The organism is Kitasatospora sp. NPDC114501 (assembly GCF_055633695.1).
In genome coordinates this window covers 1-25147 of the sequence record NZ_JBVKDS010000008.1, presented here as the reverse complement: position 1 = coordinate 25147, position 25147 = coordinate 1, and the positions used below count along the sequence as shown (strand labels likewise).

At 72.5% G+C, this 25147-nt stretch carries 22 protein-coding genes and 1 pseudogene; 16 read left to right on the top strand and 7 right to left on the bottom strand.

The features are described 5' to 3' along the window. Nucleotides 1-26: 26 nt before the first annotated feature. Complete coding sequence (locus tag ACZ7RU_RS16220; protein WP_470341598.1) at nucleotides 27-1019, bottom strand: helix-turn-helix transcriptional regulator; 993 nt, start codon at nucleotides 1017-1019, stop codon at nucleotides 27-29. Nucleotides 1020-1107: 88 nt separating this feature from the next. Between ACZ7RU_RS16220 and ACZ7RU_RS16215 the strand changes: the two genes are divergently transcribed. Beyond that, the gene (locus tag ACZ7RU_RS16215) at nucleotides 1108-2586 is read left to right on the top strand and encodes an MFS transporter (protein ID WP_470341866.1); all 1479 of its coding nucleotides are present in this window, start codon (nucleotides 1108-1110) and stop codon (nucleotides 2584-2586) included. A gap of 108 nt (nucleotides 2587-2694) precedes the next feature. On the opposite strand, the gene ACZ7RU_RS16210 is transcribed toward ACZ7RU_RS16215, so the two are convergent. Beyond that, nucleotides 2695-3339, bottom strand: a complete 645-nt coding sequence (locus ACZ7RU_RS16210; RefSeq protein ID WP_470341597.1) for an HhH-GPD-type base excision DNA repair protein — start codon at nucleotides 3337-3339, stop codon at nucleotides 2695-2697. 264 nt (nucleotides 3340-3603) lie between these two features. On the opposite strand from ACZ7RU_RS16210, the gene ACZ7RU_RS16205 reads away from it, so the two are divergent. The 8 genes from ACZ7RU_RS16205 to ACZ7RU_RS16170 all read left to right on the top strand — a co-directional run bounded on the left by ACZ7RU_RS16205 (nucleotide 3604) and on the right by ACZ7RU_RS16170 (nucleotide 13833). Beyond that, a complete protein-coding gene (locus ACZ7RU_RS16205; RefSeq protein WP_470341596.1) occupies nucleotides 3604-3951 on the top strand; it encodes a DoxX family protein in 348 nt (115 codons plus the stop codon). 296 nt (nucleotides 3952-4247) lie between these two features. Continuing rightward, nucleotides 4248-5567, top strand: a complete 1320-nt coding sequence (locus tag ACZ7RU_RS16200) for a helix-turn-helix domain-containing protein (protein ID WP_470341595.1) — start codon at nucleotides 4248-4250, stop codon at nucleotides 5565-5567. A gap of 78 nt (nucleotides 5568-5645) precedes the next feature. Continuing rightward, nucleotides 5646-6428: a toll/interleukin-1 receptor domain-containing protein gene (locus tag ACZ7RU_RS16195; protein ID WP_470341594.1), complete on the top strand. Its 783-nt coding sequence runs from the start codon at nucleotides 5646-5648 to the stop codon at nucleotides 6426-6428. A gap of 134 nt (nucleotides 6429-6562) precedes the next feature. After that, nucleotides 6563-8362 carry a hypothetical protein gene (locus tag ACZ7RU_RS16190; protein WP_470341593.1) on the top strand — a complete coding sequence of 600 codons (1800 nt, stop codon included), beginning with the start codon at nucleotides 6563-6565 and terminating at the stop codon, nucleotides 8360-8362. Then, nucleotides 8359-9549, top strand: a complete 1191-nt coding sequence (locus ACZ7RU_RS16185; protein WP_470341592.1) for a hypothetical protein — start codon at nucleotides 8359-8361, stop codon at nucleotides 9547-9549. The genes ACZ7RU_RS16190 and ACZ7RU_RS16185 overlap by 4 nt, the downstream gene beginning before the upstream one ends. A gap of 216 nt (nucleotides 9550-9765) precedes the next feature. Continuing rightward, nucleotides 9766-12288: a terpene synthase family protein gene (locus ACZ7RU_RS16180; RefSeq protein WP_470341591.1), complete on the top strand. Its 2523-nt coding sequence runs from the start codon at nucleotides 9766-9768 to the stop codon at nucleotides 12286-12288. A gap of 168 nt (nucleotides 12289-12456) precedes the next feature. Continuing rightward, on the top strand, nucleotides 12457-13254 hold the full coding sequence (locus ACZ7RU_RS16175; protein ID WP_470341590.1) for a VOC family protein: 798 nt from the start codon (nucleotides 12457-12459) through the stop codon (nucleotides 13252-13254). A 69-nt stretch (nucleotides 13255-13323) separates the two neighbouring features. Beyond that, the gene (locus ACZ7RU_RS16170) at nucleotides 13324-13833 is read left to right on the top strand and encodes a DinB family protein (protein WP_470341589.1); all 510 of its coding nucleotides are present in this window, start codon (nucleotides 13324-13326) and stop codon (nucleotides 13831-13833) included. A 55-nt stretch (nucleotides 13834-13888) separates the two neighbouring features. Here the strand turns inward: ACZ7RU_RS16170 and ACZ7RU_RS16165 are convergent, their stop codons facing one another. Further along, complete coding sequence (locus tag ACZ7RU_RS16165; RefSeq protein WP_470341588.1) at nucleotides 13889-14584, bottom strand: ArsR/SmtB family transcription factor; 696 nt, start codon at nucleotides 14582-14584, stop codon at nucleotides 13889-13891. 151 nt (nucleotides 14585-14735) lie between these two features. Here ACZ7RU_RS16165 and ACZ7RU_RS16160 point away from each other — a divergent pair, with 151 nt between their 5' ends. Further along, nucleotides 14736-16184: a hypothetical protein gene (locus tag ACZ7RU_RS16160; protein WP_470341587.1), complete on the top strand. Its 1449-nt coding sequence runs from the start codon at nucleotides 14736-14738 to the stop codon at nucleotides 16182-16184. After that, the gene (locus ACZ7RU_RS16155) at nucleotides 16181-16954 is read left to right on the top strand and encodes an isocitrate lyase/PEP mutase family protein (RefSeq protein WP_470341586.1); all 774 of its coding nucleotides are present in this window, start codon (nucleotides 16181-16183) and stop codon (nucleotides 16952-16954) included. The genes ACZ7RU_RS16160 and ACZ7RU_RS16155 overlap by 4 nt, the downstream gene beginning before the upstream one ends. 42 nt (nucleotides 16955-16996) lie before the next feature. Here ACZ7RU_RS16155 and ACZ7RU_RS16150 read toward each other — a convergent pair whose 3' ends face one another. After that, nucleotides 16997-17761 (bottom strand): TetR/AcrR family transcriptional regulator, encoded by a 765-nt coding sequence (locus tag ACZ7RU_RS16150; protein WP_470341585.1) that lies wholly within the window; start codon nucleotides 17759-17761, stop codon nucleotides 16997-16999. A gap of 226 nt (nucleotides 17762-17987) precedes the next feature. Between ACZ7RU_RS16150 and ACZ7RU_RS16145 the strand changes: the two genes are divergently transcribed. Further along, nucleotides 17988-19502: an MFS transporter gene (locus tag ACZ7RU_RS16145; protein WP_470341584.1), complete on the top strand. Its 1515-nt coding sequence runs from the start codon at nucleotides 17988-17990 to the stop codon at nucleotides 19500-19502. 103 nt (nucleotides 19503-19605) lie between these two features. After that, nucleotides 19606-20334 (top strand): helix-turn-helix domain-containing protein, encoded by a 729-nt coding sequence (locus tag ACZ7RU_RS16140; RefSeq protein WP_470341583.1) that lies wholly within the window; start codon nucleotides 19606-19608, stop codon nucleotides 20332-20334. A gap of 2 nt (nucleotides 20335-20336) precedes the next feature. Here the strand turns inward: ACZ7RU_RS16140 and ACZ7RU_RS16135 are convergent, their stop codons facing one another. From ACZ7RU_RS16135 to ACZ7RU_RS16125, 3 genes are all read right to left on the bottom strand, one after another. Further along, entirely contained in the window at nucleotides 20337-20738 is a 402-nt protein-coding gene (locus ACZ7RU_RS16135) for a VOC family protein (RefSeq protein ID WP_470341582.1), read from the bottom strand. Between the two features lie 86 nt (nucleotides 20739-20824). Further along, the gene (locus ACZ7RU_RS16130; protein ID WP_470341581.1) at nucleotides 20825-22153 is read right to left on the bottom strand and encodes a S28 family serine protease; all 1329 of its coding nucleotides are present in this window, start codon (nucleotides 22151-22153) and stop codon (nucleotides 20825-20827) included. Between the two features lie 134 nt (nucleotides 22154-22287). Then, nucleotides 22288-23151 carry a helix-turn-helix domain-containing protein gene (locus tag ACZ7RU_RS16125; protein ID WP_470341580.1) on the bottom strand — a complete coding sequence of 288 codons (864 nt, stop codon included), beginning with the start codon at nucleotides 23149-23151 and terminating at the stop codon, nucleotides 22288-22290. Nucleotides 23152-23337: 186 nt separating this feature from the next. Here ACZ7RU_RS16125 and ACZ7RU_RS16120 point away from each other — a divergent pair, with 186 nt between their 5' ends. From ACZ7RU_RS16120 to ACZ7RU_RS16110, 3 genes and pseudogenes are all read left to right on the top strand, one after another. Continuing rightward, complete coding sequence (locus tag ACZ7RU_RS16120; RefSeq protein WP_470341579.1) at nucleotides 23338-24114, top strand: SDR family oxidoreductase; 777 nt, start codon at nucleotides 23338-23340, stop codon at nucleotides 24112-24114. Nucleotides 24115-24218: 104 nt separating this feature from the next. Next, nucleotides 24219-24653, top strand: a complete 435-nt coding sequence (locus tag ACZ7RU_RS16115) for an aldo/keto reductase (protein WP_470341578.1) — start codon at nucleotides 24219-24221, stop codon at nucleotides 24651-24653. After that, a pseudogene (locus tag ACZ7RU_RS16110) lies at nucleotides 24536-25021 on the top strand (transposase); the annotation flags it as partial. The gene ACZ7RU_RS16115 and the pseudogene ACZ7RU_RS16110, both read left to right, overlap by 118 nt. Nucleotides 25022-25147: the final 126 nt, after the last annotated feature.

Sequence of the window (25147 nt, the reverse complement as noted above, 5' to 3'; positions counted from 1 at the left end):
ACGGCCGTTCCGGCGTCCTGGCCTTCCTAGCCCTCCACGCCCGCCGCGCCCTCCGTGCCCTCCGCGCCCGCCGCGTGCCGGGCGCGGGCGGCGAGCCCGCGCAGGTGCTCGCGCAGCGCCGGCGGCTCGTGCACCTCGAAGGCGCAGTCCAGCGACAGCAGCCGCATCGCCGTCCACTCCAGCGAGTCCGAGCGGGAGCGGAGCCGGCAGCTGTGCCCGTCGATCGGCTCGACCTCGGAGTCACCCGACCTGAGGCTGTGGCGGACCCGCTCGGCCGGGGCGTGCACGGTGGCGACCACGGTGCCGCTCGGTGAGGGCCGGTGCAGCTTGCTCGCCACGTACGCGGCGGCGTCCTCGGCGGGGAGCCGGCGCGGGGTGGACCGGACGCCGGTGGCGGCCGGGTCGCTCACCCGGTCGACCCGGAAGAGCCGCCAGTCCGCGCGGTCCAGGTCGTAGCCGACCAGGTACCAGCGCCGCCCCACCGAGACCAGCCGCTCGGGCTCGACCTGCCGCCTGGTCTCGGCGCCGTCGTACGCCCGGTAGCCGAAGCGCAGCCGCTCCCGGGCGGTGACGGCACGGGCGAGCACGGTGAGGTCCTCCGGGTCGACGGTCGGCCCGTCCCCGGTGAGCAGCGGCATGGTCGCGGAGTTGAGCGTCCCGACCCGGTGCCGCAGCCGGCCCGGCAGCACCTGGAGCAGCTTGCCGAGCGCCCGGACCGAGGCCTCCTCGATGCCCACCACGGCGTGCCCGGCCGCCGCGCGGAGCCCGACCGCGATGGCCACCGCCTCGTCGTCGTCCAGCAGCAGCGGGGGCATCGCGGTGCCCGCGACCAGCCGGTAGCCGCCGACCGCGCCCATGCTGGCCCGCACCGGGTAGCCGAGCTCGCGCAGCCGGTCGATGTCGCGCCGGATGGTGCGGGTGCTGACGCCGAGCCGCTCGGCGAGTTCGCTGCCGGGCCACTCGCGCGGGGTCTGGAGCAGGGACAGCAGGTTCAGCAGCCGGGCCGGGGTGTCACTCATGCCGTCCAGGATGCCGGACCCACTAGGACAGCTCCTGACCTATATCCCCGTTACCGTCCCGGACGTGAAGAAGAAAGAGGACAACGGAATGACCACCGCGGCAGCGGACCGGCGGAGGTGGATCGCGCTGACGATCGTGATGGTCGCCTCCTTCATGGACCTGGTGGACGTCACCATCGTCAACATCGCCATCCCGAGCATCCAGCAGGACACCGGTGCCTCCTTCAGCACCCTCCAGTGGGTCACCGGCGGCTACGCGCTGGCCTTCGCGATCGGGCTGATCACCGGCGGCCGGCTGGGCGACATCCACGGCCGCAAGCGGGTGTTCCTGATCGGGATCGGCGGATTCACGCTGGCCTCGGCGCTGTGCGGGCTGGCGGCCGACCCGGAGATGCTGGTCGCGACCCGGCTGCTGCAGGGCGGGACGGCGGCGCTGATGGTGCCGCAGGTGCTGTCGATCATCCACGCGACCTTCCCGGCGGAGGAGCGCGGCAAGGTGTTCGGCCTGTTCGGCGCGGTGGTCGGGCTGGGCGCGGTCTCCGGTCCGATGATCGGCGCGCTGCTCACCGAGTGGGACCTGTTCGGCCTGGCCTGGCGGCCGATCTTCCTGATCAACCTGCCGGTCGGCATCGCCGGGCTGCTGCTCGGCCGCCGCTTCATCGACGAGTCGAAGGCCGACCAGGCGCTGAAGCTGGACCTGGTGGGCGTGGCGCTGGCCAGCCTCGGCCTGCTGATGCTGATCTACCCGCTGACGCACGGCCGGGAGGCCGGCTGGCCGCTGTGGGGCTACCTGTCGATGGCCGGGAGCCTGCCGGTGTTCGTCCTGTTCGTGGTGTACGAGAAGGTCAAGACGCGGCGGGACGGCTCGCCGCTGGTGGAGCTGGCGCTGTTCCGGGTGAAGTCCTTCGCGGCCGGGATCTGCGTGCAGCTGGCCTTCGGCGTGGCGCTCGGCATCTTCTTCCTGGTCTGGACCCTCTACATGCAGGTCGGGCTGGGCTGGAGCCCGCTCAAGGCCGGTGCGACCGGCATCCCGTTCTCGATCGCGGTCTCCACGGCGGCCGGGCTGTCGGTGCAGAAGCTGGTGCCGCGGTTCGGGCGGAAGGTGCTGCAGACCGGCGCGCTGGTGATGGCGGCGGGCGTGCTCGTCTACATCTGGGAGGCGGACCGGTACGGGACGGCGATCGCGGCCTGGCAGATGGCGCTGCCGCTGGTGGTGATGGGCCTGGGGATGGGGCTGATCGTCGCGCCGATCACCGACGCGGTGCTGGCGGAGGTGCCGCGTGAGCACGCCGGTTCGGCGTCCGGGCTGATCAACACCGTGCAGCAGGTCGGCAACGCGCTCGGGCTGGGCCTGGTGTCGGTGGCCTTCTTCGGGGCGATGGACGACGTGGTCGCGCCGGAGGCGGTCGGGACGGCGTTCGGCGGGGCCTTCGTACACGCCATGTGGTGGGTCACCGGGGTGCTGCTCGCCGTGTTCCTGCTGATGTTCGCGCTGCCGCGGCGGCGCAGGGCGGTCGGGCCGGTGGCCGGCTCCGGCGCGCAGGAGCGGGAGCCCGTCCTGGCCTGACGGAGCACTCCCGTTCGCGGGCCCCGGTCGCGCGGCGCGGCCGGGGCCCGCGTCGCGCTCTGGGAAGGCCCGGCCCCGGTGCGGTCGGGCGGGTGGATCGGCCGTCGGTCAGCGCGCACCGGACGGGGCGGGGGCGGCGGTCGTGCGGGTGGTGGTGCGCGGCTTGGCGGCGGCCTTGGCCTCCTTCGCGGCGCGCTTTGCCTCCTGCTTGAACTCCCGTACCAGGACGAGGGATTCGGGGCCGGTGATGTCGGCCACCGAGCGGTGCGCGCCCTCCTCGCCGTACGCCCCGGCCGCCTCCCGCCAGCCCTCGGGCCGCACCCCGTACTGCTTGCCGAGCAGGGCCAGGAAGATCTGCGACTTCTGCTTGCCGAAGCCGGGGAGGGCGTTGAGCCGGCTGAGCAGCTCCTTGCCGGTGCGGACGTTCTTCCACAGCGCGGCGGCGTCGCCGTCGTACTGCGCGACGAGGAACTGGCAGAGCTGCTGCACCCGTTTGGCCATCGCGGCCGGGTAGCGGTGGACCGCGGGCTTCGCGGAGAGGAGCGCGACGAACTCCTCCGGGTTGTAGGTGGCGATCTCGTGGGCGTCCAGGTCGTCGTGGCCGAGGCGCTGGGCGATGGTCAGCGGGCCGGTGAACGCCCACTCCATCGGGACCTGCTGGTCCAGCAGCATGCCGACGAGCGCGGCGAGCGCACTGCGTCCGAGCAGCTCGTCGGCCTCGGGCTGCTGTGCGAGCCGAACGGTGACGTTCATGGGCTTGCCCTCCTCGGAGTTGACGTCGGGTCGGCGCCCAGTCTGGTGGAAGCGGCGTTGGCGTACGCGGTCAACACGCCCGTATCCGGGGAAGTCTTGTCTGTTCAAGGCCTTGTCAGAGCGGCATTGTTCGTCGGCGGAGCGGTTTTCGGGCGGGGCAACGGGGTGAGGCGGACAATTTTTTGCCCGCGCCTGTCACACCCGCCGGGCGCCCCGGGTCAGGGGAGTGTCGAACCGAACAGCCGTCGAATGGGGAGCCCTCCGATGTCCGTCGCCCACACCGTCGTCACCGTCCTCGGCGCCCTCATGGTCGGCTTCTCGGCCTATTCCGTCTTCGCCGGCGCCGAGTACGTCGTGAAGCCCCTCGCCGAATACGGCGTCCCGCGCGCCTGGTGGACCTGGCTCGGCGTCGCCAAGGCGGCCGGTGCCCTCGGTCTGCTGGTCGGCCTCGCCGTCCCGGCCGTCGGCTACGCGGCCGCGGTCGGCATCGTCCTCTACTTCCTCGGCGCCGTCGTCACCGTCCTCCGCGCCCGCGCCTACGCCCACGTCCCCTTCCCCCTCGTCTACATGGCGCCCGTCGCCGCCTCCCTCGTCCTCGCCTTCGCGGCCTGAGCAGGGCCTCCGCCCGCGCTCCGCTGCCGCCTCCGCCCCGCCGGGGCGGGCCGACCTCGGCCCGCCCCGGCGGGGCGCGTGTTCATTCATTCGTGTCGTTCCCATGCGTGGACATGTCGGCAACTCGTTTTGTTCGCATGGCCATTCGAGGTGGAAAGAGGAAACGGGAAACCCTGCCGATCCCCGTTTGGCCGGCTTGATCGCATGCCAAGATTCCAGGCGGAAGCGAGGGGTGACCGCTTCCGGCCCACCACGCAGCAGATGCCAGGGCATTCGGATCCAGGATGGGGGTTGGCATGAGCGCGTCCAGATCGTCGTCCGGCGAGTTCGGGCCGGAGCTGCGGAGACGCCGGATCGCCGCCGGGCTGACCCTCACCCGGTTGGCCGAACTGCTCAGCTACAGCAAGGGCCACTTGAGCAAGATCGAACGCGGCCACAAGCCGCCCCCACCCCAGCTGGCCCGCCGCTGTGACGTGCAGCTCGACGCGGGTGGCGAGCTGGAGCGGCTGCTGGCCGTACGCGGCGCGGCCGAGCCGTCGCAGTCCGGCGGCCCCACCCGGAACGGCACCCGTGACAAAAGGGAGCCGCCGCTCGGGGGAGACCGTGAGGACTCAGGTCGGCCAGGATCCCTCGGACGGCGGCAACTGCTTGCCGTCGGGGCCACCTCTCTGCTCGGCGGCGGCCTCGGAGCGCCCCTGCCGACGGCGGCCTCGGCGACCGCCGTCACGGAGTCCGCCCCGGTGGAGATCTTCCGGGCCCAATTCGACCAGATGCGGCAGCTCGGCCAGTCCGGCGACCCCGGCACGCTGATCCCGCTGCTCACCGTCCAGACCCACACCCTGCGCGAACTCGCCGACCGGACCGACCCGGTGAACCGGGGCCGACTGCTCGTGCTGGCCGCGCGGTACGCGGAGTACACGGGCTGGATGGCGCAGGAGGCGGACGACAACGCTTCGGCGCTGTGGTGGACCGCTCGGGCCGTCGAACTCGCACAGGCCGGCGGAGACCGCGACCTGGCGTCGTACGCGCTGGTCCGACGCGCCCTGGTCACCTTCTACGCGGGCGACGGGACCCGGACCGTACAACTGGTCGAACCGGCGCAGGACGACGCCCTGCCGCCACGGATCCGCGGCCTCGCGGCACAGCGGGAAGCGCAGGGCCACGCTCTCACCGGCGACCACACCGCCTGTCTGCGGAGCCTCGACAGAGCCCGCAAACTGTTGGCCAGGGCCGACGCCGAGAACGGCGGTGCCCCCCTCCTCGGCACCACCCACCTGGCCGACCCGGCCGCCATGGTCACCGGCTGGTGCCTGTACGACCTCGGCCGCCCGGGCCAGGCCGCCGAGGTGCTGGACCACGAGTATCCGAGGATCCCGGCGCACGCCGTCCGCAGCCGTGCCCGGTACGGCATCCGGCGCGCCCTCGCCCACGCGGCCGCGGGCGAACCGGAGCATGCTTGCGCACTCGCCGCGGAGCTCCTGCCCCTGATCCCGGCCCTGCGGTCGGCCACCATCCGATCGGACGTCCGCAGTCTCGCCCGCGAGCTGCACCGGTTCCGGGCCAGCCGACCCGTGCAGGACCTCCAGCCCCTGCTCGCCCGGGCACTGCACCCGTAGACCGTCCGAGCCCCGGCCCGTCCCCGGGCCGCCACGCCATCCCTCCCTCACTAACTCACCTGGAGAGGTGATTCCGTCATGCCCGACATCTTCGTCAACTACCGCACCAGCGACGAGGACACCGCCGCCACCGTCATCGAGCGCGAGCTCTCCCGGCGGTTCGGAACCGAGCGGGTGTTCCGCGCCAGCAAGTCCATCAAGATCGGCCGCTCCTTCCCCCGGGAACTGCTGACCGCCGTCCGCCGCAGCAGCGTGCTCATCGCGGTCATCGGTCCGGGCTGGGCCGACGCCCGTACGGCGGACGGCCGACGTGCGCTGGACGACCCAGAGGACTGGACCAGGCGGGAGATCATCGAGGCCTTCGAGAGCGGAGCCCGGGTGGTTCCGGTGCTCGTCGGCAGCACGACACGGCTCGACCGACGGCTCCTCCCGCCGGAGATCGCCGAGCTGGCCGACTGCCAGTACCGCCGGTACTCCAACCGCGACGCCGAGAGCTGCCTGCGACGTCTCGGCGACGACCTGGCCGAGGCGATCCCCCGGCTCGCGGAGGCGGAGCGGCAGATCGCCAGGGCGGCGGGCGCGGCGGAGACCCACAACGAGATCGGCCGGGTGAACGGCAGCGTGGTGCAGGCCGGGGACTACCGGCACGACCAGAGCGGCGGGATCGGCAACGTGGGACGCGACGTGGGGACGTTCATCAACAACGCGAGCGGTCCCGTCCACACCGGGAACGGCACGCAGCACAACACGATTCGAAACGGTGGCGTCGAGTTCCACGGCGACGGCAGCAACTACGTCGAACGCGGCACTGTCAACAACAACTTCGGTCCTCGCGGCGACCGCGAGGGCCGGCGTCGGTGAGCGACTCCTCGGGCGGGACCCGTATCGGAGAGGCGTTCGGTCCAACCCACACCGGAAATGGCGCCCAGAACATCTTCCTCGGCAGTGAATCACCATGGGGGAGAAGGCCCCCATCGGATCCGAGGTCGGTGGCCTTGGACCAGCGCCGCCGGCTCGGCGCCAGGTTCGTTCCGCCGAGCGGGTTCGGGGACCTGAAGGCCGACCTCGCCGAGTCGGGCAGGGTCGTGTTGGTCGACGGGCCGCCGGGATGCGGACGCCGAACGGCTGCTGTGATGGCGCTGCACTGGGTTGCGGACGGCAGGGGACGGGTGGTTGAAATCCCCTTTTCCGGTGAGCGGGAAGACTACCCCGGCCTGGCGGCGGACGACTTCTGCCTGCTCGATCTTTCCGCACTTGCGGAGGATGCCTACCCCAAAGCGGCTGAACTGTTGAGCGAGTTCTGGGGGCGGACGGAGAACAGTAAAGCCAGGCTTGCCGTTGCGCTTCCCTCGCTGAAGGACGAACTGGTTCCGCCGCAGCTGCGCACGGTGGTGAAACAGATCGGAAGGCCCCGTGAGTTGGCGGTTCTTCGTCGGCATCTCGATGTCGAGGGAGTGCCGTACGATCCGATGGAGCTTCGGGAGCTCGGCTTTCTCGACCAGCTGGCCGACTTCGCTATGCGTGACATTCAGCGCCTTGCGATTCTGACTGGCCAAGCCCGGGTGCTGGACAGGGCGGCTGGGATCGGCGGTTGGCTCGCCACAGCGCTCGCTGCGTGGAGCAATCGCACTGAGGAAGCCGCACGGATTGTGGCCGCACTCGCCACGGGCCGGAAGCGAGCACTGCTCCTGGCGGCGGCCATGCTCGAAGGAACCGCCACCACGGATGCGGTCTTCCGGTGCACTGAGACCCTGCTCGGGAAAGTTGAGCACACCCCTGACGAAAAGCCGGGGTTTGAATGTGCCGATCTGGCAGAGCGGTTGGCGGAAGTGTCCGTGGAGGTGGATCCCGCCGGACGCATCCGCTTCACGTCGCTGGCGTACGGCGGAGCGGTCCGGGATCACTTCTGGACCTACTTCCCGGCCTTTCGAGAACACTTCGGGGCATGGGTGGCGGAGACGGTCAACGATCGTGGGAGATGCCTGGACCTGGAGGACCGGGCCACGTTCGTGGGCCGGTTCACCGATCAGAGCCTTCGCGTCGGAGATCTCGACGTGTTGCAACGGCTTGCTGGAGCGTGGGCCGCGGACCCTGAACGTCGAGACGAGGCAACCGTGGTCCTGGAACGTGCGCTGTCACACGAACTTCACGGAACGAACTTCCGCGGGTGGATCTACGAGCAGGTCACGAAGGAGAAGCTGGAGCCCTCCACGGTCCAGACCCTGGTTCGGGTCTGTTCGGAGGTGATGGCGCCGAGCCACCCCGAACAGGCACTCGTCCGGATCCACCACATGGCACGGCGAGCTCCAGAGGCTCTGGGCGCCCTCCTCGAGATTGCTCGTTCGGAGACCAGGCTGTACCTGAGACTGCTCGGTCGGGTGTGCGACGGGATGGAAAAGCAGAAGCCTTGGCTGCAGGATGCACAGATCTTCCTGGCGCTCGTCTCACACCAACCCGGGCGGGTACGGACGCCGGACTTCGTGCGGGGATGGCGATCGGTACTGAAACTGGTACCGCGGACGGATTGGGCCACCGGTGTTGAAGCCTGGCTGTCCGCCGCACGCCAGGAGCGGGACGGCGGTGAGCGGCTGGCGGAACTGTTGATCGCCGCAGCTGACGGCGGGATTGAAACGCTGAGTCACTACTACCTGTTGGCGTACGACTGGGCGACCGTGTCGGACGACGCTCCGGGGCTGCCGCCCCGGACGGAGGTGGCCACGCGCTTTTGCCAGGCGATCGACCGAGCACAGGGAATCGAGCCGTTGGTCGGGACGGCCGAGGGGAGCGGACGATGACAGGCACGGGGAAGCTGCCGCTGGTCGGGATGGCACTCGCGGCAGGGGCGGTGACTGTGGTGCTGGGGGTGTCGTCCAGGTGGCCGGCCTGGCTGTGGTCGATGCCGGCGATGACGGCCGTAGTACTGGCCGTCCTGATCGCGTCGGCGCGGAATCCGAAGCCGCATGTGGAGCCCGGGACACCCGCTGAGCCGGAGCTGACGGAGCGGGCCTGGGAAGACGCGTACGTGGCTGAGGTGGCACTGCCGAGCCGTGCGCCGGACTACGACTTCATCTTCTCGGCGAGGGTGTGGTGGCGTCCGATTCCGAACTCAACCGGGCTGGTGCATGCCGATCCCGCCGGGCTCGCCGCCGAGATGGTGCTGGCCCGGGCCCAGGAGGTGACCGAGCACGGGGACCCGGGCCGGCCTGACCTTCTGGTGCACCGCCTGAACGGGACTCTGGGCATTCCGAGCCGTGATCCGTTGGGGTTGGTGGAAGCGATGGGCGGTCGGGTCGAACTCAGGCTTTCGGACGATGACCGGAACCGCTTGGGGAAGCTGTCCGAAGTGCGGAAGTCCGAGGAGGTTTGGGAGTCCGAACTTCGGTTCGAGCAGAATCGGAGGGCTTATCTGGGCGATGACGTCCTGAAGTCGCCTGGCAGCGCGGTCGTGTGGTGGCTGGCTCGTCACGATGACAAGGTCAGGGACGCCGTTGACATGATCGGCCCGCTCGCGCAGCTTTCGGCGGCGGCCAACGACGAGCCGGTGAGCGAGCTCTACGAACACCTGGTGCCTGGAGCGGATTCCTTCCCGGACGACGATGGGAACGACGATGAGGATGGGACCGCTGCCGGTCCGCCCGCGCCGGTGGGGCCATACGGTCCGACCGGGGGGCCGGCCGTGATCGGGCCGTTGAGGCAACTACTGGACGACGTGGATCTGGCCGAGGATTCCGTCGAGCGGAAGGTTTACACACACCGGGTGGCCGCATGCACAAAAGCGGTTGGCCGACCGGAGTTCGCCCGGTTGATCCGGGAAAAGCTCCTGGGGGAGGACGGTGGCGCGCCCGCTCAGCCTGGATCGGCGGACGAGTGCGCGACCAAGGAGTCTGGCGGAAGCTTCGCGAAGTTCGAGGGGCCGATGAACGGTCATTCCATGAACGGGGATTCCCCGGAACACGGGCGGGGTGGTGAGGCTCAGGAGTGACGGCTGGAGCCTACCTGGAGGGCGGCCAGGTCAGGCGTGTGGGGCGGGCACAGGCTGCATAGGGGCGGACGCGGGGTGTGGGAGCGCTCGGCCGGGGGAGTGGATTTGCGTGGGTGGAGCGAGTCATTTCATATGACTGTTTCTGTTGTGCCGGTGCGGTGAGCTGACGGCGGGTCATCCTTGGTCCACTCGACGTGTCCAGAAAGGCTTGCAGCCGTGACCCAGCCGTTCGAACTGCCGTCCTTCTACGTGCCGCACCCGGCACGTCTCAACCCTCATCTGGAGGAGGCGCGGTCCCATTCCACCGGCTGGGCCCGGGAGATGGGGATGCTGGAAGGCTCTGGGATCTGGGATCAGGCCGATCTGGAGGCCCACGACTACGGCCTGCTCTGCGCGTACACCCATCCCGACGCCTCCGCCGAGGCGCTGTCGCTGGTCACCGACTGGTACGTGTGGGTCTTCTTCTTCGACGACCACTTCCTCGACATGTACAAGCGCACCAACGACCGCGAGGCGGGCAAGGCCCACCTCGACCGGCTGCCGCTGTTCATGCCGGCCGACCCGGCCGCCGAGCTGCCCGAGCCGGAGAACCCGGTCGAGGCGGGCCTGGCCGACCTGTGGCGGCGCACCGTGCCGGTGATGGGCGAGGACTGGCGCATCCGGTTCGCCGAGAGCACCCGGAACCTGCTCAACGAGTCGCTGTGGGAGCTCGCCAACATCAACGAGGGCCGGGTGGCCAACCCGGTCGAGTACATCGAGATGCGCCGGAAGGTCGGCGGAGCCCCCTGGTCCGCGCAGCTGGTCGAGTACGCGGCCGGTGCCGAGGTGCCCGCGGAGGTGTCGGGTTCGCGGGCGCTGCGGGTGCTGATGGACGCCTTCTCCGACGGGGTGCACCTGCGCAACGACATCTTCTCGTACCAGCGGGAGGTGGAGGACGAGGGCGAGCTGAGCAACGGCATCCTGGTGCTGGAGCGGTTCCTGGAGTGTTCCACCCAGGAGGCCGCCGATGCGGTCAACGACCTGCTCACCTCGCGGCTCCAGCAGTTCGAGAGCACCGTGTTCACCGAACTGCCCGTGCTGTTCGCGGAGACCGGGCTCGACCCGGCGGGCCGTGCCCGGGTGATGGCGTACGTCAAGGGCCTCCAGGACTGGCAGTCCGGCGGGCACGAGTGGCACCTGCGGTCCAGCCGGTACATGAACGGCGGTGGCGCGGCGGCGGGTTCGGGAGGCTTCGGCGGTCCGGGCGGTTCGGGCGGAGTGGCGCCCGGCTCCGGCGGTGCACCGGAGGGTCTGCCCGGGCTGCCGGGCGGGTCCGGGGGCGGCAACTGGTGGGACCAGTACGCGATCGGCGGCATCGGCACGGCGGCGCTGGAAATCCTGCGCAGCACGGCCGCGGGGGCCTCGACAGGCCAGGCCGCCTCCGCGAAGGAGGGCGCGGGGTCGGCGGCCCGGGGAGCGGCGGGCCCGGCCCGGCGGCGGGCGCGGTCGTACAGCCACGTGCCGTACCGGGCCGTCGGCCCCTCCCTGCTGCCCGAGTTCAGGCTGCCGTACGACCTCCGGCTGAGCCCTCACCTGGACGGCGCCCGGGAGCGGGTGATCGAGTGGGCCGAGCGGATGGGTCTGCTGGCGGCGGAGCCGGGCGTTCCCGCCTCCGGCATCTGGGACGCCGAGTCGATGCGCGACTACGACCTCCCGCTCTGCGCGGCCGGCATCCACCCGGACGCCACGGCCGACCAACTCGACATCGCCTCCGCCTGGTTGGCCTGGGGCACCTGGGCCGACGACTACTACCCCCGGGCCTTCGGGCACACCCGCGACCTGGCCGGCGCCAAGGTCGCCAACGCGCGGCTGTCGCTGTTCATGCCGGTGGACGGCACCCCCGCGGCGGAGCCGGGCAACGCGCTGGAGCGCAGCCTCGCCGACCTCTGGGAGCGCACCGCCGGTCCGATGACCGTCGAGGCCCGGGGCCGGTTCCGGGTGGCGGTCGAGACCATGCTGGACAGCTGGATCTGGGAGCTGACCAACCAGATCCAGAACCGGATCCCGGACCCGGTGGACTACCTGGAGATGCGCCGCTCCACCTTCGGCTCCGAGCTCACCACGAGCCTCTCCCGGCTCGGCCACGGGAAGGCCGTCCCGCAGGAGGTGTACGACCACGGCTCGATGCGCGCGCTGGAGAACTCCGCGATGGACTACGCGTGCATGATGAACGACCTCTTCTCGTACCAGAAGGAGGTCGAGTACGAGGGCGAGCTGCACAACGTCGTCCTGGTGGTGCAGAACTTCTTCAACTGCGACTACGAGTCGGCGGTCCGGATCGTCGACGACCTGATGCACTCGCGGCTGGACCAGTTCCAGCACGTCGCGCAGAAGGAACTCCCGGTCGTGTACGAGGACTTCGGGCTGACGCAGGCGGCCAGGGAAATGCTCGACGGGTACGTGGAGGAGCTGGAGAACTGGCTCGCGGGGATCCTGAACTGGCACGAGGGCTGTCTCCGCTACGGCACGGCCGACCTGGAGCGGCACTTCGGCGCCGAGCGGGACCTGGCGGAGGCCTCGCAGCTCCGGCGGGCGGCCACGGCGGCCGCGGCCGAGGCGCCGACGGCTCGCACGGCTTCCACGCCTTCCACGGCGGTGCCGGCGCCCGCGGTGCCGCTCGGGCCGACCGGGCTGGGCACGTCCTCGCTGCGCCTGGGCGCGCCCTCGCCGCGTGCGGGGACGGGCACGCCGCGCCCGTGACACCGGTGAGCCGCTGAAGCCCGTGAGCCGCTGAAGCCCGCCACCGGGGCGGCGCACCCGCGCGGAGTTCAGGCCGCGCGGGTGCGCCGCCCCGTGGCTAGGCTGGCGAACCGGGGGTCGGCGTGCGCCCTCCGGCGCGCGCACTTCGCGACACACGAGGGCAGAGAGATGGCTGCGCTACCTGAGGGCACACCCTGTTGGGCCGACGCGATGTTCACCGACGTGGAGGGCGCGAAGGCCTTCTACGGCGACGTGCTCGGCTGGACCTTCGGCGAGAGCTCGTCGGAGTTCGGCAGCTACACCCAGGCGTACTCGGACGGCAAGGCGGTCGCCGCGGTCGTGCCGCCGATGCCCGGCGTGGAGGCCCAGTCCTCCTGGTGCCTGTACCTGGCCTCGCCGGACGCCGGAGCCACCGCGGCGCGGATCCGCGCCAACGGCGGCGAGGTGGTCATGGGGCCGATGCAGATCGGCGACTTCGGCACGATGGTGATCGCCAAGGACCCGGCCGGGGTGGTGTTCGGCGTCTGGGAGGCCGGGCGGCACGAGGGCTTCGAGAAGCAGGGCGAGCCCGGCGCGTACAGCTGGGCCGAACTGGTGACCCGCGAACCGGCCGAGGCGGACGCCTTCTTCCCGGCGGTGTTCCCGTACGGCGTGACGAGGATGGACTCCGAGGAGTTCGACTACCGGATGTTCCAGGTCGGCGACCGGCCGGTGCTGGGCCGGATGGGAGCGGAGGGCGACTTCCTGCCGCCGCAGGCCCCCTCGTACATCAGCGTCTACTTCGCGGTGGACGACACCGACGCCGCGATCGAGCGACTGACGGCGCGCGGCGGCAAGGTGTACGTCGGGCCGATGGACAGCCCGTTCGGCCGGTTCGCGGCGGTCGGCGACCCGCAGGGTGCGGCCTTCGGGCTGATCGACCTCGGGCGGACGGTCGGCGAGCCGCCGAAGACGGTGGACGTCTGATGGGGCGGTGGGGTGTGGGAGGACGGGCTGCGGGACGGTGGCCTGCGGGGCGACGGACCGGGGTGGGCCGTGGGTGAGCGCGAGGAACTCGTCGAGACGCTGGACAAGCACCGCGACCTGCTGCGGCGCACCGCCCGGGACCTCACCGACGCGCAGGCGGCCGAGCGCACCACGGTCAGCGAGTTGTGCCTCGGCGGCCTGCTCAAGCACGTGGCGGCGGTCGAGGCGCGCTGGGCGCGGTTCATGACCGGCGGCGCGGAGGCGATGCGGGGCCGGAACGGGGAGCACGGCCCCGACAACGCGGACACCTGGGCGGCCCAGTTCCGGATGGTGGAGGGCGACACGCTGGCCGGGCTGCTCGCCGAGTACGAGCGGGTGGCGCGTGGGACGGACGAGCTGATCCGGACCCTGCCCGACCTCGACCTCGCCCACGAGCTGCCGCCCGCGCCCTGGTTCCCGCCGGGCACGGCCTGGTCGGTCCGGCGGGTGCTGCTGCACCTGATCGCCGAGACCGCGCAGCACGCCGGGCACGCGGACATCATCCGGGAGTCGCTGGACGGGGCGAAGTCGATGGGCTGAGCGGGCTCCGGTGGTGGTCGGCCGGCCGGGCAGCTCTCGGCCGCCCGGACGACGGTCAAGGCAGCTCCACGCCCAGGAGATCGCGCAGCGCCCGGCCGCCGTCCGGGGTGACCCGCAGGGCCCGGCCGGAGCCGATCCGCTCCACCCAGGCACGGTCCAGCGCGGCCCGGCAGAGCGCCGCGCCCAGCGCCCCGCCCAGGTGGGTGCGGCGCTCCGTCCAGTCCAGGCAGCCGCGCACCACCGGGCGTCCGCCCCGACGGCCCGCGCGCGGCGGCAGCTCGATCGCCTGCGCGGCCAGCCAGTCCCGGCCGCGCCCGGTGACGGCCAGCCCGCCCTCCTCGGTGACCAGGCCCCGGGCGAGCAGCGCGTCCGACACGGCCACGCCGAGGCGCCCGGCCAGGTGGTCGTAGCAGGTACGGGCGCGGGCCTCGGCGCTCAGCCGGGTGGCCTCGCCGAGGTTGCGGGGTGCGGTCGCGTGGCCGGAGCCGGACTCGGCGAAGACGGTGAGGTCCTCGATCAGCGTGGCCACCGTGGGCGTGGCCAGCCGGACGTACCGGTGCCGGCCCTGCCGCTCCTCGGCCAGCAGCCCGCCCGCGATCAGCCGGGACAGGTGCTCGCTGGCCGTGGACGGCGCCACGCTCGCGTGCCGGGCCAGCTCGCCGGCGGTCCAGGCGCGGCCGTCGAGCAGCGCGGTGCAGAAGGCGGCGCGGGTGGGGTCGGCGAGCAGGGCGGCGAGGGCGGCGAGCGTCATGCCTCCATGGTCGGGGCTCGGGGACGGTTCAGGGGACGGGGCAGGGGACAGGTGAGGGGCCGCGTGGGGGAGCGGAGCCGGAGACATGCCTCCAGGGTGGCCCCGGCACGGTTCGGCCGGCGCCGAAACGACCCGGGGCCACGATGACGGCATGAGCGAAACCACGGTGGTCTCCGACCCCGCGACCATGACCTTCTCCCGCTACGAGGACGTGACGGCGGCCCTGGCCGACCCGGCGCTGGTCCCGCTGCCCGCCGCGCCCCTCGCGCCCGGCGCCGCCCCCGGCACGGTGGCCTGGCTGCGGTCCGCCGTCGCCCGGTTCAGCTCCGGCGAGGCGCACGCCCGGCGCCGGGCGCTGGTGCTGGCCGACCTGGAGCGGCTGGACCCGGCCCGGCTGCGGGTGGCCGCCGCCGGGGGCTTCGAGCCCGACGTGCGGCTGCGGGTGGTCCGGGTGCTCGCGGCGGAGCTCGGCCTGGCCGACCCGGAGGCCGTGGCCCGGGATGTCGCGGCGGTGTCCCGGGCGTACTTCGCCGACATGTCGGACGACCCGGCGGCGGACCCTTCGGCGGACGTGACGGCGGCGGACGCGGCGGTGGCCCGGCTGCTGCCCGCGATGGGGGACGGGGACGAGGAGACGGCCGCGAACCGGATCGGCCTGCTCGTCCAGGCCTGCGACGCCACCGCCGCGCTGGTCGAGGCCGCCCGCCGGAACGGCGACGGGCCGGCCGGTGTGCTGCGCTCGGACCCGCCGGTCCGGACGATGCGGCGGCTCGCCGCCCGGCCGACCGAGGTCGGCGGGGTCGCGGTACCGGCCGGGACGATGGTCCTGCTGGACGTCGCGGCCGCCCAGGCCGGCGCGCCGGAGGGCGTCGCGCTCACCTTCGGAGCCCCGCCCCGGAGCTGCCCGGGCCGCTCGCAGGCCCTGGCCATCGCCGAGGGCATCCAGTACGGCGCCTCCGATCCCGCGGACACCGAAACGCCTCCGGCTCTGGACCTCGGGAAGGCCGAACTCGCCGCCCTGGTACCGGAGATGGTCGGCCACGTGCTCGCGCAGGCGGCCGGCTGGACGGTCTGGGACGGCCGCCCGGTCGTCAACGGCGACGGCCGAACCTACACGCCGCACAAGGCGGTTCGCCGGATCACCGACCATCTCCTCGACCACCTGGCCGAGTTGGAGGCCCGGCTGGTCGGCGAACCGACCGAGCCGGACCGCTGGCACGCCTCCGGCATCACCACCCCGGCCGACCTCGCCCCGTTCACCACCGCCGACCTGGACGAGGCCCGCAGCCGGCTGACCCGGCTGGCCGGGATCTGGTCCCGGCGGGTCGCCGCGCTGCCGGACGAGCGGCTGGACGACTCGCCGGGGACGGGCTGGAGCTTCCGGCAGATCGTCTGCCACGTCTCCGAGGCCGGGTACTACTACGCGGACTCCGTCGGGCACCTGGCCGACCCGTCCGGGGGCGCGGCCGGACCGGCCGGCAGCGCGGCGAACCCGACCGGAGGCCGGACGGGCACGACCGGAAGCCCCGCGGGCACGACCGCCGGCCCGCTCGGCGCGACCGGAGCCCTCGCGAACGAGCCGAGGGAGACGACCCGATGACCCCCTTCGCCGCCCTGCACCACCGCCCCGGCCACCCGCTGCTGCTCCCCAACGCCTGGGACCACGCCTCGGCCGTCGCCCTCGCCGCCCAGGGCCACCCCGCGATCGGCACCACCAGCCTGGGCGTGGCGGCCGTCGCCGGCCTGCCCGACGGCGCCTCCGCCACCCGTGCGGAGACCGTACGGCTGGCGCGCCGGCTCGGACGCGGCGGTTTCCTGCTCAGCGTCGACGTGGAGTCCGGGTTCAGCGACGACCCGGACGAAGTCGCCGAGCTGGCCGCGGAGTTGGCCAGCGCGGGAGCGGTCGGCATCAACCTGGAGGACGGCCGGGCGGACGGCACGCTGACCGCGCCCGCCCGTCACGCCGCGAAGATCGCGGCGGTGAAGGCGGCCGTACCGGAGCTGTTCGTGAACGCCCGCACCGACACCTACTGGTGCGACCAGGACGACCCCGAAGCGGAGACGCTCCGGCGCCTGGACGCCTACCAGCAGGCGGGCGCGGACGGCGTGTTCGTCCCCGGGCCGGCCGATCCGGCGGTCATCGGCCGACTGGTCGGCGCGGTCGCCGCCCCGCTCAACGTCCTCTGGACGCCGGGCGGCCCGGGCCTCGCCGAGCTGGCCGCGCTCGGGGTGGCCCGGGTCAGCCTGGGCTCGCTGCTGTACCGAGCGGCGCTGGCGGCGGCGCTGGCCACGGCGGCGGCCGTCGCGGCGGGCGAGCCGGTCGGGCCGGTGCCGGGCTACGCGGACGTGCAGGCGCTCAGCGGGAGTTGAGCGGGAGTTGCGCGGGTGCCGTCGGGGGCCGGGCGGGGCCGCTCAGCCCCGGCGCCGGGCGGCCAGGGACGCCTCGACCCCGTCCAGGATGACGTTGACCCCGCGGGCGAAGCCGTTGTCCCGGCCCGCGGCGATCTCGTCCGGCACCTCGGTGGTGTACAGCCGGTGCAGTCGCGGGAACTCCTTGGTGGCCTCGATGACGGCGGGCAGGAGCCGGTTCATCCACTCCTGCTCGTCCTGGCCGCTGCGGGCCAGCGCGTGCACCCAGGAGGCCTCCACGCAGGCGGTCCCGATGGTGTAGCCCATCACCGCGCTCATCGCGTCGTTGGCCTCGCCGGTGTCGAAGCCGGCCGTCTCCATCACGGTCAGGAAGGTCTCGGAGAGCCGCATCCAGTTGGGTCCGAGGTAGATCATCCCGACGTCGCCGATCACCGAGACCATCCACGGGTGGCGCATGATGGCCGCGCGCATGCCCTCGGCCAGCTCCATGACCTTCGCACGCCAGACGTCGGGCGCCTCGCAGCCCTCGGCGTCGGGCTGCGGGAGGCTGCCGAAGATCTGGTCGACGACCAGGGCGAGCAGCTCGTCCTTGTTGGCGACGTGGGTGTACAGCGAGGTCGCGCCGGCGTTCAGACGGGCGGCGAGCTTGCGCATGCTCAGCGCCTCGATGCCGTCCGAGTCCAGCAGGGCGAAGGCCTCGGAGACGATCTGCTCGCGGCTGAGGGCGGGCTGTTCCCGCCGTCGCTGCGGGCGGTTCCACGGCGTGGGGATGCCGGGGGTCGTTCCGTCCTCTGATTTGGCCGTCATCGGGCTCTCCTCACCAGTCGTCCGGACCGGGGCCGGTCCGGCACAGCGCCACAGGCTGATGCGAACAGTGTACGGCGGGGCGAACGCTGTGCGGAGATCGAACGGCGTACGGCGTTGCGAACAGTGTGCGGTGTCCGTACAGTGTTCGGAGCGGCGCACACCGTTCCCCTGGGGACGGAGGGCGGTGTGCCCCGCACCGAATCCGAAGTCCGAAGGGGGAAACGCCGTGGAACGGCATCCGCAGCGCTGGCTCATCCTGGTCGTGCTCTGCCTCAGCAGCCTGGTGCTGGTGATCGACAACATGGTGCTCACGGTGTCCATCCCGCCGATCGCGGAGGACCTCAAGGCCGGGGCGCAGGACATCCAGTGGATCATCGACTCGTACATCCTGGTCTTCGCCGGCCTGCTGCTCACCTCGGGCAGCCTCTCCGACCGCTTCGGACGGCGGAAGGTGATGATCGTCGGACTGGTGCTGTTCGGCGCCGCCTCACTGGTCGCCGCGTACGCCGGCAGCCCCGGTGAGCTGATCGCCGGGCGCGTCCTGATGGGCGTCGGCGGCGCGCTGGTCATGCCGAGCACGCTCTCCATCCTGATCACCGTCTTCGACGACGAGGAGCGCCCGAAGGCGATCGCCGCCTGGAGCGCGGTGGCCATGATCGGCCTGGTCGGTGGCCCGGTACTGGGCGGCGCGCTGATCGCGCACTTCTGGTGGGGCGCGGTCTTCCTGCTCAACGTGCCGATCGCGGCGGTCGCCATCGTCGCCGCGATGCTGCTGATGCCGGAGTCCAAGGGACCGTGGCGCCGCCCCGACCTGCCGGGCATGGTGCTGTCGATGGTCGGCATGACGGCGCTGGTCTGGTCGATCATCGTGCTGCCCCGGGACGGCTTCACCAGCGCCAGCACCCTCGGCGCGCTGCTGCTCGCGGTGGCCTCGCTGGCCGGCTTCGCCGTCCGGCAGGTCCGCACCGACTCTCCGATGGTCCCGATCAAGCTCTTCCGCAACCGGGTCTTCACCGGGGCCAGCTTCTCGCTCGTCCTGCTGACCTTCGCCACCGGCGGACTGATGCTGGTCCTCACCCAGTACCTCCAGTTCGTGCTGGAGTTCTCGCCCACCGACACCGGCCTCGCCTTCATCCCGCTGGCCATCGCCTCGCTGGTGTTCAACGCGCTCGGCGCGGTGCTCGGCAAGAAGGTCCCGGCGCGGGTGCTCACCTCGATCGGCATGCTGATCATCGCGGGCGGCTTCGGCCTGCTGGCCACCCTCTCGGTGGGCGACGGCTTCACCAAGGTCGCCATGGCCATGCTGGTGCTCGGCATCGGCTCCGGCCTCGGCATGCCGGCCGCCGCCAACGCCCTGATGGGCGCCATCCCCAGCGAGCACGCCGGCGTCGGCTCCGCGCTCAACGACACCATCCAGCAGTCCGGCGCGGCGCTCGGCGTGGCCATCCTCGGCACCGTGCTCTCCAGCACCTACACCGGCGCGATGCCCGACGCCGCCCCCGACGCCGCCCGCCACGACATCACCGGCGCCCTCGCGGTGGCCGGCTCCACCGGGGACGGCGGACTGGTCGCCGCCGCCCGGGAGGCGTTCAACACCGCCACCTCCACCACCTTCACGGTGGGCGGTATCGCGGTCGTCGCGGCCGCGGCGCTCACCCTGGTGCTGATGCGCGACGGGCGGAAGACCGCCGCCGCGGAGGCCGGGGTGCCGGCGGAGCCCACGGCCGAGCCGGTCGGCTGAGCCCGGCCCTCACGGCCCGTCCGTCCCGTCCGGCCCCGGTCGCCTCGTGCGGCCGGGGCCGTCGGCGTCCACGCCCCCGTCCTGCGGGGCGTAGCCTCGCGTCATGTCCTCCATCCCCTCCGAGTACCGGGAGCGCGCGTCCCGGCTACCCGGCGCGGCCGTCTGGACGAAGCGGGCCCTCGTGCGTACCGGCGCCGAGCGTACGGACTCCGCCCAGGCCGGGCCCGTCCTGCCCGACGGCTGCATGGACCTGCTGTGGACGGAGGGGCGGCTGCTGGTCGCCGGACCGGACACCCGCGCCTTCCACCCCGGCCCCGGACTGCACGGCCCGTGGGCCGGCGTACGCTTCCGCCCCGGCGCCGCCCCCGCCCTGCTCGGTGTCCCGGCGCACGAACTACGGGACCGCCGCGTCGAGTTGGCCGACCTGCGGCCCGCCGCCGAGGTCCGGCAGCTCACCGGACGCATCGACGCGGCCCCCGATCCGGCCGCCGCACTGGAGGCACTGGCCCTGCGCCTGGCCGCCGAGGCGCAGCCCGAGGACCCGGTGATCCGCGCGGTGGCCGCCTCCCTCGCCGCCGGACGGTCCGTAGCCGCGACGGCCGAGACGGTCGGCCTCGGCGCGCGCCAACTCCACCGCCGCTCGCTGTCCGCCTTCGGCTACGGTCCCAAGACCCTCGCCCGGATCCTGCGCATGCGGCGCGCCCTCGCGCTCGCCCGCTCCGGCGTCCCGCTCGCCGACACGGCGGCTCGGACCGGCTACGCGGACCAGTCCCACCTGGCCCGTGACGTACGCGAGTTGGCGGGCATGCCGGTCACCGCGCTGCTCCTCTAGCGCTACAGCGGAGCGAGCAGGTCCACCCCGTTGCCGTCCGGATCGTGCACCACGGCGTACCGCTGCCCCCAGAAGGCGTCCCACGGCTCCAGTTCCCCGTGGTGCCCGGCGCCCGTCAGCTCCTCGTACAGCGCGTCCACCTGTGCGGGACCCGCGCAGCGGAACGCCAGCGCGGCCCGCGTACCGCCACTCGGCGGCCGCCGGCCGGGGTGGAACGACCGGATGGTGGCCTCGCTGTCGAGCACCAGAAGCGGCCCGCCCGGCAACCCGCCCTCGACGTGCGGCTCCCCCTCGACCCCCTCGGGGAACCCCACCCCCAGCCGCCGGTAGAAGGCGACCGAGGCCGCCATGTCCGAAACGGCCAACCCGACGAAGGCGAACCGCGGTGCAGATGTGCTGTCCATGCCCGCCACGCTAGGCGCCCCCACCCGCCCGGTCTTGAACGAATCGGACACCGGGCCCGCCTCGCACCGGGCGCCACTCCCGGGCGCTACCCCGTCGCCCAGCGGCGCAGGGTGGCAGTCGCCGCCGCGGCGTCGGCGGCGGGCAGTTGGGCGATGCGTGCCGCGTGGGTGCCGCCCGGCACCTGGTACAGGTAGGAGTCCCGGGTGCCCTGTCCCAGCCGGAACGGCTCGGCCACGGACGGGTCGGCGGCGCCGTTGACGAACATCAGCCGGTCGCCGCGGGTGCGGACCCAGCGGTCCACGTCGCGCATCGCCTGCGGCCGGTAGCGCAGCGGGATGTCGCGGGGGACGAAGGTGCGCGGCTCGGTGGCGCCGGGGTGTCGGAGCAGGTCGGCCAGGTGGGCCGTCTCGACCGGGAAGTACCCCAGCTGGGTGCCCAGCTGGTAGAAGTACGGGACGAACTGGTTCGCCACCGAGTCGGCGTAGACCGGGAGTTGGGCGACGTCGGAGAGCCAGGTGTACAGCGCGTCGTCGGTGGCGTCCGGAGCCGGTACGGCCGGGCAGGCGCCCTGGCCGCGCCCCTGCCAGAACATGAACGGGGCCCGCAGCACGGCGATCTCGAAGGCCTTGTCGGCGCTGCCGACCAGTTGGAAGCCGTCGCCCCGGGAGTCCGCCCAGGCCTGGTACCTGGCGACCAGGGCGGTGCGGCGCTCCAGCAGGGCCCGCTGCGCGGCCTGGAGGGCGTCACGGCATCCGGGGGTGCCGACGGTGCGCAGGAAGTCGAGGTAGGCGGAGTCCTCGTGGTCGTCGACGTTGTTCGGCGCGGAGTAGGCGACCGAGCCGGCCACGTCCTGCGGGTAGAAGCGGCGGTGGTAGACGGTGGTCATGCCGCCCTTGCTGCCGCCGGTGGAGATCCAGGCCGCCCGGTAGACCTGGCGCAGGGCCTCGACCACGTGGTGGTGGTCGGCCGCGGCCTGCCGGACGTCGAGGTCGGTCCAGTCCGCGGGCTCGGGCCGGGAGGCGCCGAAGAACCTCTGCTCGGTGCTCACCTGGTTGGCGTCCAGCAGCTCGGTGGGCTCCGAGCGGAACTGCGCGGTGGGGACGGTGTAGCCGCTGGTGAACAGGACGGTGGGCCGGTCGGTGCCCCGGTGCAGGAGGGTGAGGCGCTGCTCGAAGCCGCCCTTCTCCGGGTGCTGGTGGTCGGCGGGCTGGTGCAGGGTCAGGACGAAGAACCGGAACCCGGGCGCGGCCGGCTTCTCCTCCACGACGCGCAGGCCCGGCACCGCCTCGACGGCCGCCCGGATGTCGGCCGGCCCCGTCCCCGGTGCGGCCGCGGCGGGCACCGCGGCCGCACCGGCCAGCAGGACCGCCACCCCGGCCTGAGCCAGTAGTCGTCCGATTCGCTTGCGCGGCATGGTTGCCTCCCCGGTCGTCGATGCCCCGAGTCAACCGGGGAGGCGAGCCCCGCGGATCCCGCCGGGGCGGGGCCGCGCCTCCCTCCCGGGAGGGAGCCACGGCGGTGGGACGCCCCTGCCCGCCGGCGGTCACCTCAGCCGGTGGACGGGGCGGCGAGCTCGGGCGCGGTCCAGTCGCTCAGGAGCCGGAGTGCCCGGGCGGTGTCGGAGCCGGGTTCCACGTTGTAGACGCACAGGGTCTGCTCGCTGTCGCCGGTGACCTGGAACGACTCGTAGGAGAAGTGGAGTTCGCCCGCGACCTGGTGGACGTAGTGCTTGGCGCCGTGGGTACGGCGCAGCACCTTGTGGTCGTTCCACCACCTGGAGAACTCGGGGCAGCCAAGGGTGAGTTCTCCGACCAGGTCGGCGAGCCGGCGGTCGCCCGGGTAGCGGCCGGCCTCCAGCCGCAGGACGGCCACCGTCTCCGCGGCGATCCGTTCCCAGTCGCCGACGCGTTCGCGGGCCTGCGGGTCCAGGAGGTAGTAGCGGGCGAGGTTGCGCCGGGTGGCGGGCAGGGCTTCGAAGTCGGTGAGGACGGCCCTGGCGAGGTGGTTGGCGGCCAGCACGTCGGTGCGGCGACCGAGGATGAACGCCGGCACCCGGCTCAGCGTCTCCAGCATCAGGTACAGGCCGGGCCGGACCCGCTGGGGCCGGTTCGGGGTGCGGCGCGCCGCCTGCGGGTCGGGCAGCAGCAGGTCGGTGAGGTGCTCGCGCTCGGACGCGTCGAGCCGCAGGGCCTGGGCCAGGGCCGCGACGACCTCGGCGGAGGGGTTGCGGGCGCGCCCTTGTTCCAGGCGGGTGTAGTACTCGGTGCTGACCCCGGCCAGACGGGCGACTTCGTCCCGGCGCAGGCCCGGGACGCGGCGCACCCGCCCGTCGGCGGGGAGCCCGGCCCGGTCCGGCCCGATCGCGGCGCGACGGCTGCGGAGGAAGCCGGCGATCTCCTTGCTGCGGTCCATGGTCCCAGTGTGGATCGGCGGTGTCCCGCCGGGGAGCCCCGGGGTGGCCCTGCCAGTACCTGCCTGGCCAGGGCCTGTTGTGGCGCCCCGCCGGGGGAGGCGGACTGGTGTGCTTGAGCTGTGCCCGGGACGACCCGACGGCACGAACCCGTACTTCGTCCACTTCGTCCGGAAGGTACCCGCACCATGTCAACGCAGAGCAACGCCAAGGCACTTCAGGGCCGCGTCGCCGTCGTCACCGGAGCCTCCAGCGGCATCGGCGAGGCATCCGCCGAGAGGCTGGCCGAACTCGGGGCCCGCGTCGTCGTGCTGGCCCGCCGGGCCGAGCGGCTCGGTGAGCTGGTCGCCCGGATCGAGAGGAACGGCGGCAGCGCCGTGGCCATCGCCGCCGACGTGACCGACAAGGCGGCCGTCCAGGCGGCGGCCGACCGGGTCGAGACCGAACTCGGCGGCGCGGACCTGCTGTTCAACAACGCCGGCGTCATGCTGCCCGCCCCCGTCGAGGAGCTGGCGACCGACCAGTGGCAGCACCAGATCGACCTGAACATCGCCGGCCTGATGAACGTCACCGGCGCGTTCGTCCCGCAGCTGGTGCGGGCGGCCGGGGAGCGCGGCGTGGCCGACCTGGTCAACACCTCGTCGATCGCGGCGCAGAACATCTTCCCCAACTTCGCCGTCTACTCCGCCACGAAGGCGTACGTCACCCACTTCTCCCGCCATCTGCGCACGGAGCTGGGCCCGAAGAACGTGCGGGTGGCCGCGATCGAGCCGGGCATCGTCGGCACCGAGCTGCAGAGCCATGTCACCGACGAGGGCGCGCGGGACTGGCTGGCCGGCTCGAAGGAGACCATGGAGTGGCTCACCGCGCAGGACGTCGCCGAGACCATCGGCTTCCTGGCCTCGCTGCCGCCGCGGGTGAACCTCCAGCAGGTCACCATCATGCCGACCGGCCAGCTCACCTGAACCGGCACCAGGCGCGGGCCTACCGGCCTACCGGCAGGCCCGCGTCCGCGGCGGTTGCCCCGGGCCCGCTGCGATCGAATCCGGTATCGACCGAAACAGGAGGAATGATCATGCGTGCCCGCACCCTGGGCCCGGGCGGGCCGAAGGTGGGCGGCCTGGGACTCGGCTGCATGGGGATGAGTGAGTTCTACGGCCCCGGTGACGAGGGCGAGGCCGTCGCCACGATCAGGCGGGCCCTGGAACTGGGCTTCACCATGTTCGACACCGCGGACATGTACGCCTGCGGAGGCGACGAGAAGCTGCTCGCCACGGCACTCTCCGGCCGCCGGGAGCAGGCCTTCGTCGCCACCAAGTTCGGCTTCGTCCGGGACGAGGACGGCGTCGTGCGGGGCGTCGACGGAAGTCCGGCCCACGTCCGTCGCCCTACACGCGCACCCACGGCGTCACCTACTTCCACGGCTGCTACTCACTCGGCGACGACACCCTCTGGGGCGTCAACCACCGCCGTAAAGGCATCGCCAACACCCTCGCCGCCCTGAGATCCATCCGCGCCGTCCGTCCGGACGGGGCCCCGGTCTACGTGATCTTGGACAACCTCTCCGCCCACAATGGCAGGAAGATCCACCGTTGGGCGGGGAACAACAACGTCCACCTGTGCTTCACCCCGACCTACACCTCCTGGGCGAACCCGATCGAGGCGCACTTCGGACTTCTGCGACAGTTCACACTCGCCAACTCGAACCACCCGAACCACACCGTCCAGACCCGCGCACTGCACCGCTACCTGCGCTGGCGCAACGCCAACGCCCGTCACCCCGCCGTCCTTGCAGCCCAACGCCGAGAACGCGCCCGCATCCGCAGCGAGAAAGGAATCCGCTGGGGCGGTAGACCCTCCCTCGCCGCGTGATCCAACCCGGCGAACCTATTCGGTCACAGCACTAGGGCCTGTGTGAGGTTGTGATCAGTCTTCGGGTTCTGCCTTCGTCCGAGGGTGAAACCCGGTACGACTGTGTCTGTGACGCGTAGGCAACTC